Source organism: Solibaculum mannosilyticum (assembly GCF_015140235.1).
Taxonomy (GTDB): Bacteria; Bacillota; Clostridia; order Oscillospirales; family Acutalibacteraceae; genus Solibaculum; species Solibaculum mannosilyticum.
In genome coordinates, this window is record NZ_AP023321.1 from 2,281,739 (window position 1) to 2,306,320 (window position 24,582).

The following is a 24,582-nucleotide window of genomic DNA, read 5'->3' on the forward strand; positions in this document are numbered from 1 at the left end:
AGGAGAAAAGTCAATGCAGAGAATAGGCGTATTTGTCTGCCATTGTGGCACAAACATTGCCGGTACGGTTGATGTCCATGCTGTGGCGGAAGCCCTCAAGATGGAGCCCGGCGTGGTCTTCTCCATCGATTATCAGTATATGTGCTCCGAGGCAGGCCAAAACATCGTCAAGGACGCCATCAAGGAACATAAATTGACAGGCGTGGTCATCTGCTCCTGTTCGCCCCGTATGCACGAGGGTACCTTCCGCAAAGCCGCTGCTTCTGTAGGACTCAATCCCTATATGGTGGAAATCGCCAACATCCGTGAGCAGTGCTCCTGGATCCACAAGGACAAGCAGACCGGTACCGAAAAGGCCATTATCCTGGGCAAGGCCGCCATCGCCAAGGTGCATCTCAACGCTCCTCTGACCGCTGGAACAAGCCCAGTTACCAAGCGCGCTCTGGTCATCGGCGGCGGTATCGCCGGCATCCAGACCGCTTTGGACATCGCAGACGCCGGTTTTGAAGTGGACATCGTGGAAAAGAATCCCACCATCGGCGGCAAGATGACCCAGATCGACAAAACCTTCCCCACCTTGGACTGTGCGGCTTGTATCCTTACCCCCAAGATGGTGGACTGTGCGCAGAACGATAAAATCAAAATTTATTCTTACAGTGAAGTCACCGACGTCAAAGGCTTTGTGGGCAACTTCACCGTTACCATCAAAAAGAAGGCCCGTTACGTAGACGAGACCAAGTGCACCGGCTGCGGCGACTGTACTGAAAAGTGCCCCATGAAGAAGGTTCCCAACGAGTTCAACCTGGGGCTGGATACCCGCCGCGCCATTTACATTCCTTTTGCACAGGCTGTCCCCAAGGTGGCTACCATTGATCCTGACTACTGCAACATGATCAAAAACGGCAAGTGCGGACTGTGCGCACGGGTGTGCGGCGCCGGCGCCATCGATTATAAGCAGCAGGATCAACTGATTGAAGAGAAGTACGGCGCCATCGTCATAGCCACTGGTTTCAATCCCATCAAGCTGGATAACTTCGATGAATTTGCCTACTCCCAGAGCCCTGATGTGGTCACTTCTCTGGAGTTTGAGCGTCTCACAAACGCCGCTGGTCCTACCGCCGGCACCTTGCTCCGTCCTTCCGACGGCAAGCATCCCCACACCATTGTATTCGTCCAGTGTGTGGGCAGCCGCGATACCTCCGGCTGCGGCAAACCCTACTGCTCCAAGATCTGCTGCATGTACACGGCCAAGCATGCCATGCTGACCCGTGAGAAATATCCGGACACCGACGTTTATGTGTTTTACATCGACGTCCGTACCCCCGGCAAGAATTTCGATGAGTTCTACCGCCGCGCTGTGGAACAGTACGGCGTCCATTACATCAAAGGCATGGTGGGCAAAGTGGCTCCCCAAGCCGACGGCACCTTGAAGGTTCAGGCCTCCGACCTGATCTCCAACGAGCAGCTCCACATCGATGCCGACATGGTGGTCCTGGCCACCGCCATCGAGCCGGACAAGAGCGCCCGTTCTCTGGGCACCATGCTGACCGCCAGCATGGACACCAACGACTTCTTCACCGAGGCCCATCCCAAACTCCGTCCTGTGGAAAGCCCCACCGCCGGCGTCTTCCTGTCGGGCGCCTGTCAAGGCCCCAAGGACATCCCCGAGACGGTGGCTCAGGCCGGCGCCGCCGCTTCCAAGGTCATCGGCCTGCTGGTCAAGGATCAGCTGACCGGCAACCCCTGTGTGGCCCAGTCCAACGAGCTCATGTGCAACGGCTGTTCAGCCTGTGAAAAGGTCTGCCCCTACGGCGCCATCACGTACATGGACAAAGAATTTAAAATGCCCGACCGCACTGTGGCCATCCGCCGCGTCGCGTCGGTTAATGAGGCCGTCTGCCAAGGCTGCGGCGCTTGTACCGTTGCCTGCCCGTCGGGCGCGATGGACCTCAAAGGATTTTCCAACAGTCAGATTATGGCGGAGGTGGATGCAATATGCAAGTAACCGAGACCAAAGAGTTCAAACCGAAAATTGTTGCATTCTGCTGCAACTGGTGCTCCTATGCCGGCGCCGACTTGGCGGGTACCAACCGTCTTAATTATCCCGCCGACGTTAAAATCATCCGCGTGCCCTGCTCCTGCCGCGTCAACCCCATGTTTATCCTGCGTGCCTTCCAGCGGGGCGCCGACGGCGTCATCCTGTGCGGCTGCCATCCCGGCGACTGCCACTATACCACCGGCAACTACTTCACCCGCCGCCGTATGGCTCTGCTGTTCTCCATGCTGGACTACCTGGGCATCGAGAAGGAACGCACCCGTGTGGAATGGGTATCGGCCGCTGAGGGCGCCAAGTTCGCCGAAACCATGAACAGCTTCGTGGAGGCCGTCACCAAGCTGGGTGAAAACAAAAGATTGGGGGATTTGCGATGCAAAGTGAAATGATCCGCCGGGCCAAAGAGCTTCTCAGTGACGGCACCGTCAACCGGGTCATCGGCTGGAAAGCGGGCGAGTTCGATTACGACATCACCCCCGCTGTATTCACCTGCCCCGAACAGCTGGACGACGGCTTCCTTTACAACGATTTCTGTCAGGCAAACGTCTCCAAATACCTCATCAAGGAATCCCGCAAAGAGGGCAAGATCTTAGCTTTCCTCAAGCCCTGCGACACCTATAGCTTTAATCAGCTCATCAAAGAACACCGCATCTGGCGGGACAACGTCTATGTCATCGGCGTGCCCTGCGACGGCAAGGTGGATGTGGATACCGTCAAGCAGAAGGGCCTCCAGGGTATCCTGAGCATGCAGTGCGACGGTCAGACCGTCACCGCTCAGACCCTCTACGGCGAGGAAAAGTTCGACAAAGCCGACGCCATGTCCGACCGCTGCCTCAACTGCAAGAGCAAAAAACACGTGGCCTACGACGAGCTCATGGGCGACGAAGGCGAGGTTTTGGATTCCCATCGGTTCGATATGGTGGAGAAGATCGAAGCCATGTCCTCGGAGGAACGCTTCAACTTCTGGCGCGGGGAACTGTCCCGCTGCATCCGCTGCAACGCCTGCCGCAACGTCTGCCCGGCCTGCACCTGCGAAAAGTGCGTGTTTGACAACGACGCTTCGGGCATCGCCCAGAAGGCGGCGGCCGACTCCTTTGAGGAGAATATGTTCCACATCATCCGCGCCTTCCACGTGGCCAGCCGCTGCACCGACTGCGGTGAATGTTCCCGCGTCTGCCCCCAGAACATCCCGTTACACCTGCTCAACCGCAAGTTTATCAAGGACATCAACGAATTCTACGGCGAATACCAGGCCGGTGAGGATACCACCACCAGACCTCCGCTCCAGGCCTACACCACTGGGGACGTGGAACCCAGCATTGTGTATCAAAAAGGGGGTAACAACTGATGTTATCGCTTGCCATCGCAAAACTAAACGATTTCTTCGCCGCCCTGGCTGCCAGAGAAACCCTTTACCTGCCGGTGGACAACGATGCCGGCCAGGCTCAATATAAGAAGTGGGCCGAGGGCGATACCCTCAGCGAAGCCCTCAACACCGTCCGCAGCGCCAAAGACTTCTTCTTCCCCCAGACCGAGAACCTTGTGGACTTCAAGGTGGAAGGTAAAAAAATTGAGGTCATCGATCCCCGCAGCGAATCGGAGGATTTTGTGGTGTTCGGCGTGCGCGCCTGCGACGCCCGCAGCTTTACCATCCTGGACAAGGTCTTTTTGGCCGATCCGGTGGACAGTTATTATAAGTCCCGCCGGGAACACGGCACCATCATCACCATGGCCTGCACCAAGCCGGAGGAAACCTGCTTCTGCACCCTGTTTGACATCGACGCCACCAATCCGGAAGGGGATATCCGCTCCTGGATGACCAATGATCGGGTCTACTTTGAGGCCGTCACCGAAAAGGGCACCGCCCTTCTGGATTCCATGAAGGGTCTGCTGGGTGACAGCGATGATTCGGCTGTGGAATCCCAGAAGGCCGAGACCAAGAAGATTCTGGAAAGACTTCCCTTCGGCAAGCTCAAGATGGATGAATTCAAGGGCGAGAACCTTCTGGAACTCTTTGATTCCCCCAAATGGGCCGGTCTTTCGGAAGCCTGCCTGGGCTGCGGCACCTGTACCTTTGTGTGCCCCACCTGCCAGTGCTACGATATCCGCGACTTCGATACCGGCCACGGCATCAAGCGCTTCCGCTGCTGGGACAGCTGCATGTATTCCGACTTCACCCGTATGGCCCACGGCAATCCCCGTCTGACCCAGCTGGAGCGGTTCCGCCAGCGCTTTATGCACAAGCTGGTCTACTTCCCCTCCAACAACGACGGCGAATACGGCTGCGTCGGCTGCGGCCGTTGTCTGGCCAAATGCCCCATCCACATGAACATTGTTAAAGTTATCAAGACATTGGGGGTTGAACAATAATGCAACAAGAGACTTTAATTCCCAAAGTTGGTGTCGTCACCGATATCCGGATCGACACCCCCGATGTGAAAACATTCCGGGTTGTGGGACTGGACGGCAAAAAGCTGTTTGAGCATATCCCCGGCCAATGCGCTATGGTTTCCATCCCCGGCGTTGGCGAAGCCATGTTTTCCATCACCTCCTCTCCCACCAACGAAGAATTCATGGAATTCAGTATCAAGAAGTGCGGCTGCCTCACCGATTGGCTCCATCAGATGGATGTGGACCAGCAGGTCACCGTCCGCGGCCCCTACGGCAACGGTTTCCCGGTGGAATCGGCCCTCAAGGGCAAGGATCTGCTGTTTATCGCCGGCGGTATCGGCCTGGCCCCCCTCCGCTCGGTCATCAACTACGTCCGGGACAAACGGGAGAATTACGGCAGCATCCAGATTGTGTACGGCTCCCGCTCCAAGGACGACCTGGTGGACTATCAGGAGATCATCGACGAGTGGATGCAGGACGACGGCGTGGAGGTCAATTTGACCATCGACCGCGAACAAGAGGGCTGGGACGGCCATGTGGGATTTGTCCCCAACTACGTCAAGGAGCTGAATCCCGACCTGAATAAGACCGTGCTGGTGTGCGGCCCCCCCATTATGATCAAGTTTACCTTGGCGGGACTCAAGGATCTGGGCTTCACCGAGGATCAGGTTTATACTACCATGGAGCTTCGTATGAAGTGCGGCGTGGGAAAATGCGGCCGTTGCAACATCGGCAATAAGTACGTCTGCAAGGACGGCCCGGTTTTCCGTTTCGACCAGCTTGACGAGCTTCCCAATGAATATTAATAAGGAGAGTAGTGCTGATATGGAAAATATGGTTCACATTTTCCTCATGGGAAAACAATACGAAGTGCCCTCCAACCTGACCATCATGGGCGCCATTGAGTACGCTGGCTATCAGCTCATCCGCGGCTGCGGCTGCCGCAACGGTTTCTGCGGCGCCTGCGCCACCATCTACCGCATCAAGGGCGACCGGGAGCTGAAGGCTTGCCTCGCCTGCCAGACCCAGGTAGAGGACAACATGTACATTGCCATGCTGCCCTTCTTCCCCATTGTCAAGGAAAACTACAACATCAACAATGTGAAACCCACCGAGCAGATCATGATGCAGCTTTATCCGGAAATCTACAGCTGCATCGGCTGCAACGCCTGCACCAAGAGCTGTACCCAGGGCCTCAACGTCATGCAGTACATCGCCTACGCCCAGCGCGGTGAATACGAAAAGTGCGCTGAGGAGTCCTTCGACTGCGTCATGTGCGGCGTATGCTCCTCCCGCTGCCCGGCCGGCATCTCCCATCCCCAGGTAGCGCTGCTTGCCCGCCGTCTCAACGGCAAGTACCTGGCTCCCAAGTCGGAACATCTGGAGAATCGCGTCAAGGAGATCAAAGACGGCAGCTTCCGCGAGCTGCTGGAGGCCCTGATGCAGAAACCTGTGGAAGAAATGCAGGAACTCTACAACAACAGAGAAATTGAACAATAAGGAGGGTGCCGACATGTATACCAATGAAATGCTTGAGTCCATGAAAAAGGTGGAGGCCGCCAGAGAAGCCAATGCCGCTCTGGAGCCCAGAAGAATGACCGCCGAAGAAAAGGACACTCTCCTGGCCACCTACCATCCCGATTATAAACAGGGCGAATTCGACGTCCTGAAAATCGGTCCCAACAAGGGCGAGAAGGTGCCCACCGAGCTGGCCGCCCTTCTGCAAGCCAACAGCCGCGTGAATCCCGCCGACATCGATCTGTCAAACCCCGACTACGATGTGGACGTCCTCATCATCGGCGGCGGCGGCGCAGGCGCTTCGGCCGCCATCGAGGCCGATAACGGCGGTGCTTCTACCATGATCGTCACCAAGCTGCGCATCGGCGACGCCAACACCATGATGGCTGAGGGCGGCATCCAGGCCGCCGACAAGCCTAATGATTCCCCCGCCATCCATTACCTGGACGCTTTCGGCGGCGGCCATTTTGCCGCTAAGCCGGAACTGCTCTACAAACTGGTCAATGAAGCTCCGGAAGCCATCCTGTGGCTCAACGAGCTGGGTGTGGAGTTTGATAAGGACAAGGACGGCACCATGATTACCACCCACGGCGGCGGTACCTCCCGCAAGAGAATGCACGCTGCCAAGGACTATTCCGGCGCTGAGATCATGCGTACTCTCCGCGATGAAGTTCTCAACCGTAACATCCCGGTGGTGGATTTCACCGCCGCTATCGAGCTCATCCTGGACGACGACGGCAAAGCTGCCGGCGCTGTCCTGATGAACATGGAGACCAAGGAAATCCTTATCGCCCGGGCTAAGACGGTCATCATTGCCACCGGCGGTGCAGGACGTCTCCACTACCAGGGATTCCCCACCTCCAACCACTACGGCGCTACTGCTGACGGCCTGGTTCTGGGTTACCGTGCGGGTGCAAAGCTCCTGTACGCCGATACCCTTCAGTATCATCCTACAGGCGCCGCTTATCCGGAACAGATCTTCGGCGCTTTGGTCACTGAGAAGGTCCGCTCCCTGGGTGCCAAGCTCATCAATGTAGACGGCGAAGCCTTTATGCATCCCCTTGAGACCCGCGACGTATCTGCCGCTTCCATCATTCGGGAGTGTTCTGATCGTCAGAAGGGCGTCCACACTGCCGACGGCGTAGGCGTATGGCTGGACACCCCTATGATCGAGCTCAAAAACGGCGAAGGCACCATTGAAAAGCGCATCCCTGCTATGTTGCGTATGTTCGGCAAATACGGCATCGATATCCGCAAGGAACCCATCCTGGTCTATCCCACACTCCACTATCAGAACGGCGGTTTAGACATCACTGCCGAGGGTATGACCAATATTGAAAACCTGTATGTAGCCGGTGAAGCCGTCGGCGGGATCCACGGCCGTAACCGTCTCATGGGCAACTCTCTGCTGGATATCATCGTCTTTGGCCGCAACGCCGGCCGCAATGCCTCCGCTAAATCCAAAGACGTGGAACTTGGTCAGCTGACTCTGGATCATGTTGAGAAGTTTGCCAAGGAAATGGCCGATGCCGGTATCGTCACCGATATGGTCTCTCCCAAGCTGCTCCCTCGCTATACTCATAAGAAGTAAAAGCTCTCTAGATCGTCACACTACACTTGACTTGAATGCATAGAAGGAGAAATGTGAAACATGGAATTGGCTAGTCTATTTGAGACCATTATGATTATTTCGTTCGGCATTTCATGGCCCCTTTCCATCGTCCGTTCGGTGCGCTCCCGTTCCACCCAGGGCAAGAGCTTGTTGTTCATGATCTTTATTGAGTTTGGCTATATCTGCGGCCTTATCGCTAAGTTCATGACCGGTACCTTTAACCTGGCTTTCTGGTTCTATTGGCCCAACCTCATTATGGTTGCCACCGATATCTGCCTTTACTTCCGCAACAAAGCCATTGAAAAGAGAGAAGCTGCTTCTCAAAAGTAAGCTGATCCCCTACAAATCAAAAGAGGATGCCTTTTAGAAGGCATCCTCTTTTTTATGCATTGAAGCGTTCTTTATTCCGCCTTTCCCTTTTCCCAATTCCAAGGACGTTTGCACAGGATACGGTCGGCATAAGGGACGAAGATCGACAAAACAGTAAATCCCAACAGCAACATAGGGTACCACATAAAGGGAACGATGGAGAAGGGGCTGACTGCCCCTTCACTAAGGCTGCCAGCCAATAGGATTTGTGCACCATAAGGGATTAGGCCCTGCATGACACAGGAGAAAATATCTAGGATTGAGGCGGTTTTGCGCGGATCCAACTTGTATTCCTGAGAGATCTGTTTGGCAATCGGGCCGTCGATAAGGATGGCCACAGTATTGTTGGCAGTTGCGGCATCTGTAGCCAGTGTCAGGGCTCCGATGCTGAGCTGTGCTGATTTAGGTCCGCGCACAAACTTCCGGAAAATCCGCAGCAGGAAATCCATCCCCCCCGCCTTTGACACCATCTTGGTCAGGCCGCCGATGAACATGGAGAGTAAAAAGATCTCCAGCATCCCGCCAAAGCCTTCAAAGATATTCTGGGAGAAAGATAAAGGAGTCAGGTCTCCATAGACGATACCGATAATGCCGGCTACGACGATGCCGGACGTCAGCACCACCAAAACGTTCACACCCACCAGAGCCAGCACTAAAACAAGCAGATAGGGAATGACCTTCACAACATTGAAGGTGAGGCCCTCCAGTGCGACGGCATCGGAAGACGATCCAAAAAACAGCAACAGGATCACTGTAATGACGGCCGGCGGCAAAGCAATTAAGAGGTTTAAACGGAATTTATCCTTCATCTCCACCCCTTGGGTACGGGTGGCGGCGATGGTAGTATCGGATACAATAGACAGGTTGTCTCCAAACATGCCTCCCCCTACCACGGCTGCCAGCATAAGGGGAAGCGGGATGCCTGCCTTGTCGGCAAATCCCACTGCCACAGGAGCTAGAGCTCCTACCGTCCCCATAGCGGAGCCGGTGGATGTACCTAAAAAAGCGGCAATCACAAAGAGGCCAGCAGTGATGACCGATGGCGGCAGTACCGAAAGCCCTAAATTGACGGTGGCATCCACGCCGCCCATGGCTTTGGCCACAGTGGAGAATGCCCCTGCCAACAGGTAAATCAGGCACATTATAATGATGTTATCGTCCCCGCATCCCTTGACAAAGGTATCCACCTTTTCCGAAACGCTTCCCTTGAACAAAAAGAAGGCCACAATAATCCCCAACATAGCGGCTACAGGGGTGGGGAACTGATAAAATGCCTGATCCACTCCCTGGGATTCCAGCACAATTCCCACAATCAAATACGAAAACACAAACACCAGCAAAGGCAAAAATGCCCAACCATTGCCCTTTGACTTCTGATCCAGCTTCATAAAACGTCCAGCCCCTCTCACCGTCTTTTCATAAAAATGATAAAAATATTTTAACACAATCGCCTAAAAATATCTAGAATAAAAGTTCAAAGAATACGATTTTTTGCTTTCTTCACACCATAAAAATACAGCTGGATGAAAAATGTCATCCAGCTGTACAGCATAAGGCAATGGGCTATTCGATATCCGGACTCTGGTCTAAATACATCTGGACGTATTCCTCCTGGATATCCATACGTTTTGCAATCTGCGGGATGTCCATACCGCTTTCCAGAAAACGCCGTGCCACTTTGGACATGGATTCCCCAATCTCAATGATATGCCGGTCGGGATCATAAATACGTATCACCCTTTGTCCCCAAGCGTGTTCTTTCAGGGGATGCACAAATGAGAGATCCCGTATTGTATCCAGACGTTCGAGAAACTTCTCCATATCGTCGGCCTCAAAGTAGAGTTCACAGGCCTGGTTTCCAAACTGGATATCCTGTTCCCTTTTGTGGATAAATTGCGTCCAAGTGCCCACCGTCTGAAGGGCCAGACAATCCGAAAGGGTCACATTGGCTCCAAAATCCGCTGTGACCTCCATCCCCAGCAGATCACAATAAAACCGTTTGGATGCCTCAAGATCCGTTACCGCCAATAATGTACATCGCATTTTCATCGTTTGATCCTCCTCATCTTCCTTTGGACTTCTTCCAACAGGCATTGACGATCGTTGCTTACGGCCTGATCCATCACCAATTCCAACAGGTAATGAAGCATATTCCCTACCTCTGGTCCTGCCGGGATGCCGGCAGCCAAAATATCTCTTCCATTTACAGCCAGATCCCCAACAGAAAAACATTGCCCCTCCTCGATCACCTTTTGCATCCGGCTTAATGCACGATCAGCCTGCGCAATCCTCTCCTGACGATAAGACGATGTTTGCGCTAAAATGTCCGCCCGTCGCACCTCTATCAAACGGTAAAACTGACTTTCCCCCAAACGATTGAGTAAGCGTTTGACGTCTCTTTCGGTTTGAGGCAATGGAAGATCATGGAGTTCTACCAACTGGACTACTTTCCGGATGGTGTCGTGATCCATGCGGAGATCTCGAAGGGCATCATGAGCCATGGCGGCGCTTTTGGCTGGGTGGCCGTAAAAATGCCCCACCCCTTCTGCCTCCGAGAAGCACGCTGGTTTCCCCATATCGTGAAACAACATAGTCCAACGGACAATAGGATCCTTTGCGGCACAGGCAACGGCATGAGCCGTATGTTCCCACACATCAAAGCAATGATATGCACTGCGCTGTTCAAATCCTATCATAGGTTCAATGGATGGAATGATTTGAGTCAGAACATCGGGATAAGCCAGGAGGATTTCTTTCACACCGTCCCCAAGAAGCATCTTGCTCAGTTCCACCTGAATTCTTTCCTTGGAAACTCTGTTTAATAACTCCTTATTCCGATGAACACTGGCAGAACAGTCGGGTGATATCGTGAACCTCAGCGTCGAAGCAAACCGGAGACCGCGGAGGATGCGTAGGCTATCCTCTTCAAACCGTTTGTCGGCATCCCCTACCGCTCGGATTTGTCTATCCTGTAAATCCTGAGCTCCTCCAAATGGGTCCAACAGCCCCCGATGGGGATGATACGCCATGGCATTGATGGTAAAATCCCGACGGGCTAAGTCTTCGGTAATACATCCTGTAAATGTGACGTGATCAGGGTGACGGCCGTCGGAATAAGCTCCGTCTACACGATAGGTGGTAACTTCATAGGCCCCGTCCGGGAGCAGGACGGTGACTGTCCCATGCTTGAGCCCGGTCTTCAATACCCTCTCATCTTGGAACAGCTCCAGCATTTGTTGGGGCGTCTCTGAGGTACACAAATCCCAATCATGAGGAACCACTCCCCGCAGTGCATCCCGTACACATCCTCCCACTACATAAGCCTCTCCCTTTTGTTCCAGCTTATGGATAAGATACAGTGCGCCTTTCGGCAATGAAATGGTCATTTGTAAAACCTCCTTTTGCCTATATTTACACTGTCTTCTCATAGCTATATTGCCACAAAAAACAACAAAAAACCTGGAACGCACATTGCGTCCAGGTTCAGTCCGGGAAGTATAAAAAACCTGCGGTGCGCGACATGGCTCACCGCAGGTGTGGCGGAGCGGGTGGGATTCGAACCCACGGAGCCGTGAGGCTCAACTGATTTCGAGTCAGTCCCGTTATGACCACTTCGATACCGCTCCACATAAAACAGCGGGTTACCTTCCAGAGCAACCTGCATAAGAACTCTAATATTTTACCAAACTTCTCCTAAAAAGTCAATGGATTTTTTAAACGCCTTAAAAACAGCAGTTTGACTCCTGTTTTAGTTAGAGATCTCCAGGTCAAGCACTGTCCCAAACGGCTCCTTTTGCAAACTGCCTGAAGATCACTTTTGGAAAACAGCAGGAAATCATATTTTCCTTTAGGCAAATATCTCCTCCTTTTTGCAAGAATCTCCAGGGGAAATGCAAAAAAGTGTTGACAAAGTATGGTTGCATGCGTTATAATACTTGTTGTTCGCTTCTGGTTCCAGAAGATATGGCGGCATAGCTCAGTTGGCTAGAGCATGCGGTTCATACCCGCAGTGTCGTTGGTTCAAATCCGACTGCCGCTACCATGGCTCCTATTTGAGCCTCATCTTTGGCGCGTTGGTCAAGCGGTTAAGACACGGCCCTTTCACGGCTGTAACAGGGGTTCGATTCCCCTACGCGTCACCATTCCTATACCGTGGGTGCTCTTTTGCATCCACGGTTTTATGGACGCATAGCTCAGCTGGTTAGAGCGCCTGCTTCACACGCAGGAGGTCAGCGGTTCGAGTCCGTTTGCGTCCACCAAACCAGCATAATCCGAACCTTATTCCAGTGGGAAAAGGTTCGGATTTTTTCTTTGCACAAAAAGCCTGGAGATCATCGTTGCTCCAGGCTTTTTGTATTACAGCAATCCCCAATTTCGCTTCATCTCTAAAATCCGGATTACCGACTGATCGATGCGGTGTTCCGGGATTTCCCCTGATTTTACAGCATCCACGACGGCCGGGATCTGTACTGTAAAATCAGTACAGCAAAGCAAATCGTTCCCTGCTTCCACGGCCATTACCGCCACCTGCTCGTCGTCTGCAAAGTCCCTCACACCGTCCATGTACAGGTCGTCTGTGACAATAACCCCGGAAAATCCCAATTCCTCCCGGAGAATCTCATGTACACGCGGGGAAAGCGATGCAGGCCGCTGGTCATCCATGCTTTTGACAATGTTGTGGGAGACCAATACCACATCGGCTCCTGAATCGATGCCGGCTTCAAAAGGAATAAAATCCGATTGGACAAAGTCGTCGTAAGACCGATTGTCATAGGCGATGCCGGTATGGGTATCCTCATTGTCTCCATAGCCAGGAAAATGCTTGAGCACGGAACCCATCTTTTGTTTCTTCATAACGTCCACAACGGTTGTTACATATTGAGCCGTCTGACTCGCATCTTTGCCAAAGGATCTATTGTAAATAAAATCTTCCGGATCCTTTGACACATCGCATACAGGGGCAAAATTCAGATTAACGCCAAGTTCATGGAGCAAAGTACATTTTTCCACCGTGTCTTTCTCAATGGCCTCAAATCCCCCTGCCTTATAAAGCTCCTGAGGCGACGAAAAAGGCTCCGCCCGAAATGCCGGATACCGGCTAATGCGGTTGACTGTACCACCTTCTTCATCCACGCCGATCAACATGGGGATATCCGACTGCTTCTGATAGCTTTGAATGGTTTCTTTTACTTGTTCTTTTGTGTTATCCTCAAAGTCCCGGGCAAACAAAATATATCCGCCCAGATGATACTCCTTTACCTTCTGTACGGCGCCTTTCTCTGGACATCTTGCAATAAACATCTGTCCTACCTTTTCTTCTAACGTCATCTTATCCAGGATGTTCTGGATGGTTTTATCCGGATCAGACGACGATTGGGAAGTGGCCTCCTGTGAAGAAACTGCAGCGTCCTCTACCTCGATAGTGATGATCCGGACGTCCTGCTGGGTCTTTCCTTCGTCCAGATCCCCGCAATAGGTCACTGCAACTGGGTTCCCGATGAGAATCCCGCTTTGTCCTGTCTTAATCTCAATGCCCTCTTTTTGGAACACATAACTTTGACCGTTCTCTGCGGCCACTGTTAAGGTACTCATGGTGGAATCCTCCACCGTCCCTTTGAGAGTGTATTCCACCTGCCCGGACGAACTACCTTGCTCCGACTGTACGGCAGCTTCCGAAGATGCTGTAGTTTTACTACTCTCCCCCTTGTCGCCGCTGGAACAGGCCGTCAAAAGACACATGAGCACAAGCATCGCGTTTGCTAAAATCATTCTATGCGGTTTGGATCCCCGTTTTCTTCTCTTCATCCCTCACTTCTCCTCCCAGGATATGTCGGACTGCTTCACAGCTCCATATAATATCATGTCCAATATTTTCCCTGACAATGCGATTATTGTCTCCAGATCTGCAGCAGCCTAGCGGCACGGCATTCTATTGGAGATCCTCTTTATAACAATAGGTAAATCCTGTCTTTTATCGCCAGTCACAGATGAATATACCATAGATATGCAAGATCGTCTATATAATTTTTCCAGCATCAAATAGGTCACATTTACTATTGTTGAGAATAATACAAAAAAGGCCGTATCCATATAGACACGGCCTTTTTGCTGGATAGCGGGACGTTCTCTGCGACGACTCACAGCGTTTATGCCCCTCTTCTCATTCCATGTTGGTATATCCCATCAGATATTCGTCTACCTGCCTCGCGCACTGGTTGCCCTCAGCAATGGCCCATACCACCAGCGATTGTCCTCGGCGCATATCCCCTGCAGAAAATACTTTATCCACATTGGTCTTGTAGTTTCCCTCCTCGCTGTTTACCGTATTTCTGGCCGTCAGTTCCACGCCAAATGCTTTGGGGACGTACGGTTCACATCCCACGAATCCGGCAGCGATGAGAAGCAGATCGGCATCCAGTACCTGTTCACTGTCCGGCACTTCCTGAAGTTTCCCGTCCTGGAAGTGGACTTTGACCGTCTTGACCCCAGTGAGCTTTCCATCTTGGGAAAGAAGCTGTTTGACTGTGGTTTCATACTGCCTGGGATCCTCCCCAAAGACGGCGATGGCTTCCTCTTGGCCGTAATCGGTCTTAAGTGTCTTGGGCCACTCCGGCCAGGGATTGGATGCTGCGCGCTGCTCGGGAGGTTGGGGCATCATCTCCAGCTGGATAATCGATTTGCATCCGTGGCGGATACAGGTTCCGATACAATCGTTGCCGGTGTCGCCGCCTCCCACCACCACGACACGTTTCCCCTTGGCGGAGAGATAGGTGCCTTCCCGGAGCCCATGTTCCAGCAGGCTCCGGGTGGTGGAAGTCAGAAAATCCACCGCATAGTGCACCCCTTCTGCCGGGCCGCCTTCCATCTGGAGAGACCTGGGCTGTTTTGCCCCACAGCACAGCACCACTGCATCGTACTGATTGAGAATATCCTGGGCAGGGAGTTCCCCGCCCACGTCAGCGCCTGTGACAAAGGTGATGCCTTCCTGTTCCATGAGCCTCACGCGGCGGTCTACAATGTGCTTTTCCAATTTCATATTGGGAATACCGTACATCAACAGCCCGCCGATTCGGTCGGCCTTCTCAAAAACGGTGACGTTATGCCCCCTGCGGTTGAGACGGTCGGCCACCGCTAATCCCGCTGGGCCGCTGCCCACCACCGCCACTTTTTTATCGGTGCGTACCTGCGGCGGATGCGGGATCATGTTCCCCTCCTCAAAGCCCTTCTCAATGATGAACAGTTCATTTTCCCGGATGGTGACAGGATCGCCGTTTACCCCGCACAAACAGGATTTCTCACACAGTGCCGGACAAACCCGTCCAGTAAACTCCGGGAAGGTGCTGGTCTTGAGCAGACGGGACAATGCATGCTGGTAGTTGCCGTTAAAGACCTCGTCGTTCCATTCGGGGATGAGATTGTGGAGAGGGCATCCGGCGGCCATGTTCCCCAGGCGGATGATCGACTGGCAGAAAGGCACTCCGCAGTTCATGCAGCGGGCGCCTTGGCATCTGCGCTCCTCTTCCCCCAGAGGAGGATGAAATTCGTTGAAATTCTCAATGCGTCCCAGAGGGGACAGGGCGGAACTATCCTCCCTTTCATATTCTAAAAATCCAGTGATTTTTCCCATCTTGATCACCACCTCATCCTTTCTGGATTTCGTAGAATGCCTCCAAGGCGGCTTCCTTGTGAGACAATCCCTTTTCTTCAAACGAACTGATGGCGCTGAGCATCCGATGATAATCGTTGGGCACGATTTTCTTAAAGCTGGGCAGATACTGGGCAAAATGTTCCAGGATCCGGCTGCCCAGAGGCGATCCAGTCGCATCCACATGTTTTTGCAGGATGGACTTCAGTTCGGCGATGTCGTATTTTTCCGTGACCTCGTCCATGGTGACCAGCTCTTTGTTCAGGCGCAGGTACAAGTCGTGCTTCTCATCCAGCACATAGGCGATGCCGCCGCTCATCCCGGCTGCGAAGTTCTTGCCGGTGGGCCCCAGGATGACGGCACGTCCCCCGGTCATATACTCGAGGCCGTGGTCTCCGCATCCTTCGGCCACCGCTACGGCGCCGGAGTTTCTCACACAGAACCGTTCCCCGGCAATGCCGTTGATGAACGCCTCGCCGGAAGTGGCCCCGTACAAGGCCACGTTCCCGATGGCGATGTTTTCCTCCGCCTTGAACCCGCTGTTCTTGGGGGGATAGACCACCAGTTTCCCTCCCGAAAGCCCTTTGCCAAAGTAGTCGTTGGCGTCTCCCTCCAGCCGGATGGTCAGACCTTTGGGAATAAAGGCTCCAAAGGACTGTCCCCCGCCTCCTTTACAGTGTATGACAAAGGTGTCGTCGGGCAGGGTATTCTGAAACTTCCGGGTGATTTCCGACCCCAGAATGGTCCCCAGCGTCCGGTTCACACTGGATACCTCAATGTGTTCCTCATGCTTTGCGCCGGTCCGCAACGCCGGCTTGAATCGCTTGAGCAACACCGATTCGTCTATGGTCTTTTCCAGATGGAAATCGTAGGCGTCGGACGGGTCAAAATGGATTTTGTCCGCCTGGGCATACGTGGGATCGATGATCCTGTTCATATCCACCGTCTCGGCCCTCTCGGTTACCTGCTTGGGTTTGACACGGATGCAGTCGGTACGTCCCACCATTTCCTCCAGAGTCCGGAACCCCAGCTTTGCCATAATCTCCCGCAGCTCCTGGGCGATGAACAGCATGAAGTTCATGACGTACTCCGGTTTGCCCTTGAATCGTTTGCGCAGCTCTTTGTTCTGCGTGGCGATGCCGAAGGGGCAGGTGTCCAGATTGCACACCCGCATCATACGGCATCCCATGGTGACCAGCGGCGCGGTGGCAAAACCGAATTCCTCGGCCCCCAGCAAGGCGGCTACGGCAACGTCCCGGCCGCTCATGAGCTTGCCGTCGGTCTCCAGCACCACCCGGCTCCTGAGCCCATTTTGGATCAGGGTCTGGTGGGCTTCCGCCAATCCCAATTCCCAGGGAAGCCCGGCATGATGAATGGAGCTTTGAGGCGCTGCACCTGTACCGCCGTCGTAGCCCGAGATGAGCACCACCTGGGCCCCGGCTTTGGCCACGCCGGCAGCAATGGTGCCGACGCCTGCTTCCGACACCAGTTTGACCGAGATGCGCGCCTGACGGTTGGCATTCTTCAAGTCGTAAATCAACTGGGCCAGATCCTCAATGGAATAGATGTCGTGATGAGGGGGCGGCGAAATCAGGGAGACGCCCGGGGTGGAATAACGTGTCTCCGCAATCCAGGGGTAAACTTTGGTGCCGGGCAGATGCCCACCTTCCCCCGGTTTTGCACCTTGGGCCATTTTGATCTGGATCTCCTTGGCGCTGACCAGGTACCGGCTGGTGACGCCAAACCGTCCCGACGCCACCTGCTTGATGGCGCTGTTTCGTTCAGTGCCCAGACGTTCCGGTTTCTCGCCTCCCTCGCCGGAATTGGACTTGCCGCCCAACCGGTTCATGGCGATGGCCATACATTCATGGGCTTCCTCGGAAATGGAGCCGTAGGACATGGCTCCCGTCTTAAACCGTTTGACAATTTCAGACGCCGGTTCCACTTCTTCCAGGGGGATGCCCCCATCCTCAGGATACACAAATTCCAGCAGTCCCCGCAGGGTATGGGGTTTTTGCTGGTTGTCCACCATAGCGGTGTATTCCTTAAACCGGCTGTAATCCCCGTTTTGGGTGGCCTGCTGAAGGGCTACGATGGTCTCGGCATTGTAGAGATGATCCTCTTTGTCCTCGCCGGCCCGCAGCTTATAGAAACCAATGCTGTCCAAGGAAGTGTCCACCCCCAGACCCAGGGGATCAAAAGCATGGCTGTGCCGGTACTCCACCCCTTCGGCGATTTCCTCCAGCCCGATGCCTCCCACACGGCTGACGGTATTGGTGAAGTATTTGTCGATGACATCTTTGCAAAGGCCGATGGCTTCGAAAATCTGAGCCGACTGATAAGACTGCAGGGTGGAGATGCCCATCTTGGCGGCGATCTTGACGATGCCGTGAAGAATGGCAGAATTGTAATCGTGGACAGCGGTGTGATAATCCTTATCCAGCATCTTTTTGTCGATCAGCTCGGCAATGCACTCGTGGGCCAGATAGGGGTTGATGGCCTGGGCACCGTATCCCAGGAGGGTTGCGAATTGATGTACGTCCCGGGGCTCGGCGCTCTCCAGGATAATGGATACGGCCGTCCGCTTTTTGGTGCGCACCAGATGATGCTCAATGGCCGATACCGCCAGCAAAGACGGGATGGCCACATGGTTCTCATCGATGCCCCGGTCGGATAAGATCAGGATGTTGGCGCCTTTGCGGTAAGCCCGGTCACACTTGACAAAAAGCTGTTCCAGCGCCCGTTCCAAGGAGGTATTCTTATAGTAGAGCAGGGAAACCGTCTCGCTGCGGAATCCCGGCTTATTGAGGGCTTTGATCTTGATGAGATCCACACCGGTCAAAATAGGATTTTGCACCTCCAAAACGGTGCAGTTCTCCCCTTTTTCCTCCAGCAGATTTCCATCGGAACCGATGTAGACGGTGGTATCGGTGACAATCTCCTCCCGCAGGGAATCGATGGGAGGATTGGTAACCTGGGCAAACAGCTGCTTAAAATAATGGAACAACGGTTGATGTTTCTCCGACAGCACCGCCAATGGGATATCGGTGCCCATGGACGCGGTGGCCTCCACCCCGTTTTTGGCCATGGAAAGGATGCTTCCCCGCACGTCCTCATAGGTGTAGCCGAACACTTTATAAAGCTTATCCCGGTACTGCTGGGTACAGGTCTCCACCTTTTTGTTGGGGATGGACACATCGTGGAGCTGTACCAGATACCGGTCCACCCATTCGCCGTAGGGCTTGCGGGAAGCATAATCCTGCTTGATCTGTTCATCCAAAATGATGCGGTGCTGTTTTAAATCCACCAGGAGCATCTTGCCCGGCTGAAGGCGGGACTTTTTGACGATGTCCTCGGGCGGGATCTCCAGCACCCCCACCTCTGAGGACAAGATCAGGGTATTGTCCTTGGTGATGTAGTAACGGGAGGGGCGAAGGCCATTGCGGTCCAAGACAGCCCCCACCAGATCGCCGTCGGAAAAGAGGATGGCGGCAGGGCCGTCCCACGGCTCCATCATGGTGGAGTAATAATGGTAGAAATCCTTTTTCTCCCGGCTCATGTTGGCGCTGTGCCGCCACGGTTCGGGGATGGTGATCATGACGGCCAAAGGGAGGGGCATCCCGCTCATGGTGAGGAATTCCAGGGTGTTGTCCAGGATGGCGGAATCGGACCCTTCGGCGTTGACCACCGGCAACACTTTGTCGATGTCCTCCGACAGCAGGTCGGAATGCATGGTCTCCTCCCGGGCCAGCATACGGTCGGCGTTACCCCGGATGGTATTGATCTCCCCATTGTGCAGGATCAAGCGGTTGGGATGGGCGCGTTCCCAACTGGGGTTGGTGTTGGTGGAAAAGCGGGAGTGCACCAGTGCCAAAGCGCTTTCGTAATCGGGATCCTGAAGGTCCTGGTAAAAGGCCCGCAGCTGATTGACTAGGAACATACCCTTGTACACCACCGTGCGGGAGGACAGGCTGACCACATAGGTGTCGTCGCTGGACTGTTCAAATTCCCGGCGGATGATGTAGAGCTTACGGTCAAAGTCAATCCCCTGGGCACATCTCTCCGGACGGGCCACAAAAGCCTGGTAGATATACGGCATACAATCCCTGGCCCGTTTTCCTAGAATATCGGGTACGACCGGCACTGGACGCCATCCCAGGAATTTGACCCCTTCCTTCTCGACGATGATCTCAAACATCTTTTTGGCCTGGTTGCGCCGAAGGGTATCCTGGGGAAAGAAGAACATCCCTACGCCGTAATCCCTGGCCTGGCCCAGAATGATCCCCGCATCCTTTGCCGCCTTGGTGAAAAACCGGTGGGAGATCTGTAGCATGACGCCCACGCCGTCTCCCACTTCGCCTGTGGCGTCTTTGCCGGCGCGATGCTCCAGCTTTTCTACGATATGAAGGGCATTGTCCACCACTTGATGGGTCTGCCGCCCGTCGATGTTGACCACGGCGCCGATTCCACAGGCGTCGTGCTCAAACCGGGGGCTATAAAGTGTCTCTTGATGGGTATTCATCGTCCCAATTCCTTTCCCTGTTTGATACTTGTAAAAATATGCGTCCCTGCTTGCCCATTTGTACAGGCCAAAGGCAGCGCCTCCGGCCCCTTCCCGGCAGATAACTACCGTTATTTTCCCAGCCTGCTTTCTATCCTATTCAGCCGGGCGGAAAAATAGATGCCGGTATCCTGCGCTGCCCTTGCTTTCGCTTCTTCTTTTACAAGATACCAAACAACAGCTTCCCGTAGGAAGGATAGGGCCACACCTGGGAAGAGGTAATGCTCTCCAGTTCATCGGTGACGGCGCGCAGGGCGGTCATATCGGAAAAAATCACATCTTTGTAGTAAAAAGCGGCCTGTTCAAAATCAGCGATGTCCTTTGCCTTGACCAGATCGTCCTCCAATGTCTCCATGTTTTGGAACACCGATGCCGACAGCTGGGAAATGATCTTGACCGACTGGGTCTCATAGGTGGAATCGATGTCCGGCGACAAGGACTTCTTTGCCAAAGCCGTATCGGCCAGCTGCTGGGCGTATTTGCTGACGGCTGGGAGGATATCCTTGCGCACCATATCCACCATGGTGAGGGCCTCGATGTTGAGGGTCTTGGTATAATTCTCCATCATGATCTCATAACGGGCGTGCATCTCGTCCTCGCTGAATACCTTATGGGTGGTGAAAAGCTGGATGTTCTTTTTGTGCACGAAATAAGGCAGTGCATCGGGCGTCGTCTTGAGATTGAGGAGTCCCCGCCGTTCGGCCTCTGCCACCCATGCTTCATCGTAGCCGTTGTCGTTGAAGATGATGCGTTTGTGCTCCTTGATGACGCGCTGAATCAGGCGATGCAGATCGTTTGCAAAGTCTGCTGACCCCTCCAGCTGGTCGGCAAACTGGCGGAGTTCCTCGGCGACGGCGGTATTGAGCACCATATTGGGCCCGGCGATGGAGGCCGACGATCCCAGCATACGGAATTCAAACTTATTGCCGGTAAAGGCAAAGGGAGACGTCCGGTTGCGGTCGGTGGTATCCTTTTGGAACTTGGGCAGGACGTGCACTCCTACACGCATCAGTTCTTTTTCCTTGGCGTCGTAGGAGGTGTCTTGTTCAATGGCCTCCAGGATCTCGGTCAATTCGCTGCCCAGGAACATGGATACAATGGCGGGCGGCGCCTCGTTGGCCCCCAGACGATGGTCGTTCCCCGCCGACGCGGCCGACAGCCTCAGCATATCCTGGTACTCGTCCACCGCCTTGATGACGGCGCAGAGGAACAGCAGGAATTGGGCGTTTTCATACGGCGTCTCCCCCGGCTCCAGGAGGTTGACGCCGGTGTTGGTGGAGATAGACCAGTTGTTGTGTTTGCCGCTGCCGTTGACGCCCGCAAAAGGCTTCTCATGGAGCAGGCATACCAGATCGTGCTTCTTGGCGATGCGCTGCATCAGTTCCATGGTCAGCTGGTTGTGATCGGTGGCGATGTTGGTGGTGCTAAAGATGGGGGCCAGCTCATGCTGGGCGGGCGCTACTTCATTGTGTTCGGTCTTGGCCAGGATGCCCAGCTTCCACAGTTCCTCATTGAGTTCCTTCATGTAGGCCTGCACACGGGATTTGATGGTGCCGAAGTAATGATCCTCCATCTCCTGCCCTTTGGGGGTCTTGGCCCCGAAGAGGGTCCGGCCGGTATAAAGCAGGTCTTTGCGCTGTTCGTAATATTTCTTGTCCACCAGGAAGTACTCCTGCTCCGGCCCCACGGTGGTTTTGACGGAGGTGACGTCCTGGTTGCCGAACAGCTTGAGCACACGCATGGCCTGTCTGTTGATGGCCTCCATGGACCGCAGGAGAGGGGTCTTTTTGTCCAGGGCGTGGCCGCCGTAGGAACAGAATGCGGTGGGAATGCACAGGATGCCGTTTTTGATGAAGGCATAGGATGTGGGGTCCCAGGCGGTATAGCCTCTGGCCTCGAAGGTGGCGCGCAGCCCGCCGGAGGGGAAGGAGGATGCATCGGGTTCGCCTTGTACCAGTTCCTTGCCGGAGAACTCCATGATGACACGTCCGTCGCTGGTGGGGGTGATGAAACTGTCGTGTTTCTCGGCGGTGATGCCGGTCATGGGCTGGAACCAATGGGTATAATGGGTGGCGCCTTTTTCAACGGCCCAATCCTTCATGGCGTTTGCCACCACGGTAGCGATGTTAATGTCCAGACTCCTCCCGTTTTTCATGGTGCGCTGCAATTGGCGGAAGGTCTCTTTCGGAAGACGCTGTCTCATTGTGTTCTCATCGAATACCATGGATCCAAACAATTCGGTGGTTTTCATTGTTCCAATCTCCTTTTTCATCAAAAATAAGAAAACGGCAATGCGTACAAAGAGTTGGTCCCTTTGCGACGTCATTGCCGTTTTATGGTCTCGTCCTGAATTCCTCACACGCGTTGATGCCCTGCACGAACTGCCTCCATTGGCAATCTGTGCAAAAGAAAAACGCCGCAGAATCTCTTGCTCTGCGACGCCATTGCCGTTTCTGGTGAGTATTATAGATCCGCCCTACGGATTTGTCAAGGTGTTTTTTGCTATTTTCCAGCAAAACAGCAGGATCAGCTTGTTTGTTCCGACTCCAGATCCTGCGGTTGGCTTTCTTCTGAAGCGGACGTCCCCATCTCAAAAGACGTTTTAATGGCGTACAGCGCTTCAAATGCCCTTATGATTTCGTCGTGACGCAGACGATCCAGCCGTCCGACCACTTCCAGCAGTGCGAACTGGGCGCGAAGTTTATCCTCATCCATAAAGAAACTGTCAGTAGGTACGCCAAACAGTTGTGCCAAATTGTAAAACATCATCAGACCCGGCAACGACAAGCCACGTTCAATCTGTGTAATATGATGAGGCGTTTTATCCATCTTCTCCGCCAGCTGGGCCTGGGTCATCCCCGCCTGTTCCCGGAAGTATTTTACCCGTTTCCCAATGTTGTAAAAATTCATGTCCATTCCCTAACACAACCTAGTCTTATTCTTACAAGATTAGTATGCCTTAGTTTCTGGCCACATTAAACGACTTGAAATTATCAAAATAATCATTAAAAAGTAATAATTCCCTCTGTCTCCCCCGTCCCGCTTGACAAACCGGCCGGAATGTTGTAAACTGGAAGAAATTTTAGATATCGAGTTTATGAGCAATGGTGTTCATCTAGGGGGAGGAGCAGTTTTCCCCGCCTAGGATGAGCGCCGTTTTTTGTTTTCCCCCATCGGGTCAAACCACAAGGAGGTTTTTTGTGATGTATTCCTACCAAGAGGTTCTGGATTTTGTGGAACAGGAAGATGTTAAATTCATCCGTCTGGCCTTTTTTGACGTCTTCGGCGTCCAAAAGAACGTCTCGATCATGCCCCAGGAACTGCGACGCGCCTTTGAGGAAGGCATCTCCTTCGACGCATCGGCTGTCCGCGGGTTCGGCGACGAGATGGATTCCGATTTGTTCCTCCATCCCGATCCGTCTACCATCGCCGTCCTCCCCTGGCGTCCCTCCAATGGACGGGTCGTGCGCATGTACTGCGATATCCGGTATCCGGACGGCCGCCTGTTCGAACGGGACTGCCGTCTCATCCTCAAAAACGCCGTGCGGGAAGCGTCCGAACAGGGCATCCAGGTGGACTTTGGATCAGAGGTGGAATTCTATCTCTTTGAAACCGATGAAAACGGGGCGCCTACCCATCGCCCCTTCGATCAGGCCGGTTATATGGACCTCTCCCCCAGGGATAAGGGGGAAAATATCCGCCGGGAGATCTGCTTTACCCTCATCGATATGGACATCCAGCCCGAGGCCTCCCATCACGAAGAGGGCCCGGGACAAAATGAAATCGATTTCCACTACAGCGATGCCCTCACATCGGCCGACAATACCGCTACCTTTAAATGGGTGGTGGAGTCCATCGCCATGCGCAACGGCGTATGGGCCGACTTCTCCCCCAAACCCCTTTCCGATCAGCCCGGCAACGGTATGCACATCAACCTCTCCCTCAAGAGCCGGGACGGCAGGGATTATTCCGACTCCTTTATGGCCGGTATCCTCTCCCACATCCAGGAGATGACCCTTTTCCTCAATCCCACCCATCAATCCTACCAGCGCCTGGGGGAATTCAAGGCCCCGAAATACGTGGTGTGGTCGCCGGAAAACCGGTCGCAGCTCATCCGCATCCCCGCCGTCAAAGGTCCCCGCAGGCGCATTGAACTGCGTTCCCCCGACTCCCAGGCCAACCCTTACATCGCCTTCGCCCTCTTGATCCTCGCCGGGCTGGACGGCGTCAAAAACGGCCTTGTCCCTCCCCCTCCCACCAATATCAACGTCTACAAGGCCGATCCTTCGGTGGTAAAGGGTTTCCAGTCCCTGCCCGACAGCCTCCATGAGGCCGTCCAGAAGGCCTCCTCCAGCCGTTTCATCCAGTCGGTTTTGCCCAAAGGGTATTTGGAGGCCTATTCCAGAACCTGATCCCTGCCAAATTCAGCGGGA

General features: G+C 54.0%; 17 protein-coding genes and 4 tRNA genes. 12 read left to right on the forward strand and 9 right to left on the reverse strand.

Going from position 1 to position 24,582, the window contains the following annotated elements; all coding sequences use genetic code 11:
• Nucleotides 1-13: 13 nt before the first annotated feature.
• The 8 genes from C12CBH8_RS10565 to C12CBH8_RS10600 are packed head-to-tail and all read left to right on the forward strand — an operon-like array spanning nucleotide 14 to nucleotide 7,904.
• Entirely contained in the window at nucleotides 14-2,005 is a 1,992-nt protein-coding gene (locus tag C12CBH8_RS10565; protein ID WP_215533187.1) for a CoB--CoM heterodisulfide reductase iron-sulfur subunit A family protein, read from the forward strand.
• Nucleotides 1,996-2,442, forward strand: a complete 447-nt coding sequence (locus tag C12CBH8_RS10570) for a hydrogenase iron-sulfur subunit (RefSeq protein WP_090264964.1) — start codon at nucleotides 1,996-1,998, stop codon at nucleotides 2,440-2,442. Before C12CBH8_RS10565 ends, C12CBH8_RS10570 begins: the two co-directional genes overlap by 10 nt.
• Entirely contained in the window at nucleotides 2,427-3,401 is a 975-nt protein-coding gene (locus C12CBH8_RS10575; RefSeq protein WP_215533188.1) for a 4Fe-4S dicluster domain-containing protein, read from the forward strand. Before C12CBH8_RS10570 ends, C12CBH8_RS10575 begins: the two co-directional genes overlap by 16 nt.
• Nucleotides 3,401-4,423 carry a 4Fe-4S dicluster domain-containing protein gene (locus C12CBH8_RS10580; protein ID WP_215533189.1) on the forward strand — a complete coding sequence of 341 codons (1,023 nt, stop codon included), beginning with the start codon at nucleotides 3,401-3,403 and terminating at the stop codon, nucleotides 4,421-4,423. Before C12CBH8_RS10575 ends, C12CBH8_RS10580 begins: the two co-directional genes overlap by 1 nt.
• Nucleotides 4,423-5,250 (forward strand): FAD/NAD(P)-binding protein, encoded by an 828-nt coding sequence (locus tag C12CBH8_RS10585; protein ID WP_099322775.1) that lies wholly within the window; start codon nucleotides 4,423-4,425, stop codon nucleotides 5,248-5,250. The genes C12CBH8_RS10580 and C12CBH8_RS10585 overlap by 1 nt, the downstream gene beginning before the upstream one ends.
• Before the next feature lie 19 nt (nucleotides 5,251-5,269).
• Nucleotides 5,270-5,944 carry a 4Fe-4S dicluster domain-containing protein gene (locus C12CBH8_RS10590; protein ID WP_090264956.1) on the forward strand — a complete coding sequence of 225 codons (675 nt, stop codon included), beginning with the start codon at nucleotides 5,270-5,272 and terminating at the stop codon, nucleotides 5,942-5,944.
• A gap of 13 nt (nucleotides 5,945-5,957) precedes the next feature.
• Nucleotides 5,958-7,553: an FAD-dependent oxidoreductase gene (locus C12CBH8_RS10595; protein ID WP_215533190.1), complete on the forward strand. Its 1,596-nt coding sequence runs from the start codon at nucleotides 5,958-5,960 to the stop codon at nucleotides 7,551-7,553.
• A 60-nt stretch (nucleotides 7,554-7,613) separates the two neighbouring features.
• Nucleotides 7,614-7,904 carry a hypothetical protein gene (locus tag C12CBH8_RS10600; protein ID WP_099322777.1) on the forward strand — a complete coding sequence of 97 codons (291 nt, stop codon included), beginning with the start codon at nucleotides 7,614-7,616 and terminating at the stop codon, nucleotides 7,902-7,904.
• A 71-nt stretch (nucleotides 7,905-7,975) separates the two neighbouring features.
• On the opposite strand, the gene C12CBH8_RS10605 is transcribed toward C12CBH8_RS10600, so the two are convergent.
• The 4 genes from C12CBH8_RS10605 to C12CBH8_RS10620 all read right to left on the reverse strand — a co-directional run bounded on the left by C12CBH8_RS10605 (nucleotide 7,976) and on the right by C12CBH8_RS10620 (nucleotide 11,569).
• Nucleotides 7,976-9,331: a Na+/H+ antiporter NhaC family protein gene (locus C12CBH8_RS10605; RefSeq protein ID WP_099322778.1), complete on the reverse strand. Its 1,356-nt coding sequence runs from the start codon at nucleotides 9,329-9,331 to the stop codon at nucleotides 7,976-7,978.
• A 175-nt stretch (nucleotides 9,332-9,506) separates the two neighbouring features.
• The gene (locus tag C12CBH8_RS10610; RefSeq protein WP_099322779.1) at nucleotides 9,507-9,992 is read right to left on the reverse strand and encodes a VOC family protein; all 486 of its coding nucleotides are present in this window, start codon (nucleotides 9,990-9,992) and stop codon (nucleotides 9,507-9,509) included.
• On the reverse strand, nucleotides 9,989-11,329 hold the full coding sequence (locus C12CBH8_RS10615; RefSeq protein WP_215533191.1) for a CCA tRNA nucleotidyltransferase: 1,341 nt from the start codon (nucleotides 11,327-11,329) through the stop codon (nucleotides 9,989-9,991). The genes C12CBH8_RS10610 and C12CBH8_RS10615 overlap by 4 nt, the downstream gene beginning before the upstream one ends.
• 151 nt (nucleotides 11,330-11,480) lie before the next feature.
• A tRNA-Ser gene (locus C12CBH8_RS10620) sits at nucleotides 11,481-11,569 on the reverse strand.
• A gap of 339 nt (nucleotides 11,570-11,908) precedes the next feature.
• Between C12CBH8_RS10620 and C12CBH8_RS10625 the strand changes: the two genes are divergently transcribed.
• From C12CBH8_RS10625 to C12CBH8_RS10635, 3 genes are all read left to right on the forward strand, one after another.
• Nucleotides 11,909-11,985, forward strand: a tRNA-Met gene (locus tag C12CBH8_RS10625).
• Between the two features lie 25 nt (nucleotides 11,986-12,010).
• Nucleotides 12,011-12,085, forward strand: a tRNA-Glu gene (locus tag C12CBH8_RS10630).
• Between the two features lie 40 nt (nucleotides 12,086-12,125).
• A tRNA-Val gene (locus C12CBH8_RS10635) sits at nucleotides 12,126-12,202 on the forward strand.
• Between the two features lie 97 nt (nucleotides 12,203-12,299).
• On the opposite strand, the gene C12CBH8_RS10640 is transcribed toward C12CBH8_RS10635, so the two are convergent.
• From C12CBH8_RS10640 to C12CBH8_RS10660, 5 genes are all read right to left on the reverse strand, one after another.
• Nucleotides 12,300-13,748: a glycoside hydrolase family 3 protein gene (locus C12CBH8_RS10640; protein WP_246441550.1), complete on the reverse strand. Its 1,449-nt coding sequence runs from the start codon at nucleotides 13,746-13,748 to the stop codon at nucleotides 12,300-12,302.
• 355 nt (nucleotides 13,749-14,103) lie between these two features.
• Nucleotides 14,104-15,570, reverse strand: coding sequence for a glutamate synthase subunit beta (locus tag C12CBH8_RS10645; protein WP_215533192.1), 1,467 nt, complete (start codon nucleotides 15,568-15,570; stop codon nucleotides 14,104-14,106).
• Between the two features lie 13 nt (nucleotides 15,571-15,583).
• Nucleotides 15,584-20,110, reverse strand: coding sequence for a glutamate synthase large subunit (gene gltB, locus C12CBH8_RS10650; RefSeq protein WP_215533193.1), 4,527 nt, complete (start codon nucleotides 20,108-20,110; stop codon nucleotides 15,584-15,586).
• Between the two features lie 199 nt (nucleotides 20,111-20,309).
• The gene (locus C12CBH8_RS10655; RefSeq protein WP_215533194.1) at nucleotides 20,310-22,400 is read right to left on the reverse strand and encodes a glutamine synthetase III family protein; all 2,091 of its coding nucleotides are present in this window, start codon (nucleotides 22,398-22,400) and stop codon (nucleotides 20,310-20,312) included.
• Between the two features lie 275 nt (nucleotides 22,401-22,675).
• On the reverse strand, nucleotides 22,676-23,065 hold the full coding sequence (locus C12CBH8_RS10660) for a helix-turn-helix domain-containing protein (RefSeq protein WP_090264936.1): 390 nt from the start codon (nucleotides 23,063-23,065) through the stop codon (nucleotides 22,676-22,678).
• A 287-nt stretch (nucleotides 23,066-23,352) separates the two neighbouring features.
• Between C12CBH8_RS10660 and C12CBH8_RS10665 the strand changes: the two genes are divergently transcribed.
• Nucleotides 23,353-24,561, forward strand: a complete 1,209-nt coding sequence (locus C12CBH8_RS10665) for a glutamine synthetase family protein (protein WP_343063126.1) — start codon at nucleotides 23,353-23,355, stop codon at nucleotides 24,559-24,561.
• Nucleotides 24,562-24,582: the final 21 nt, after the last annotated feature.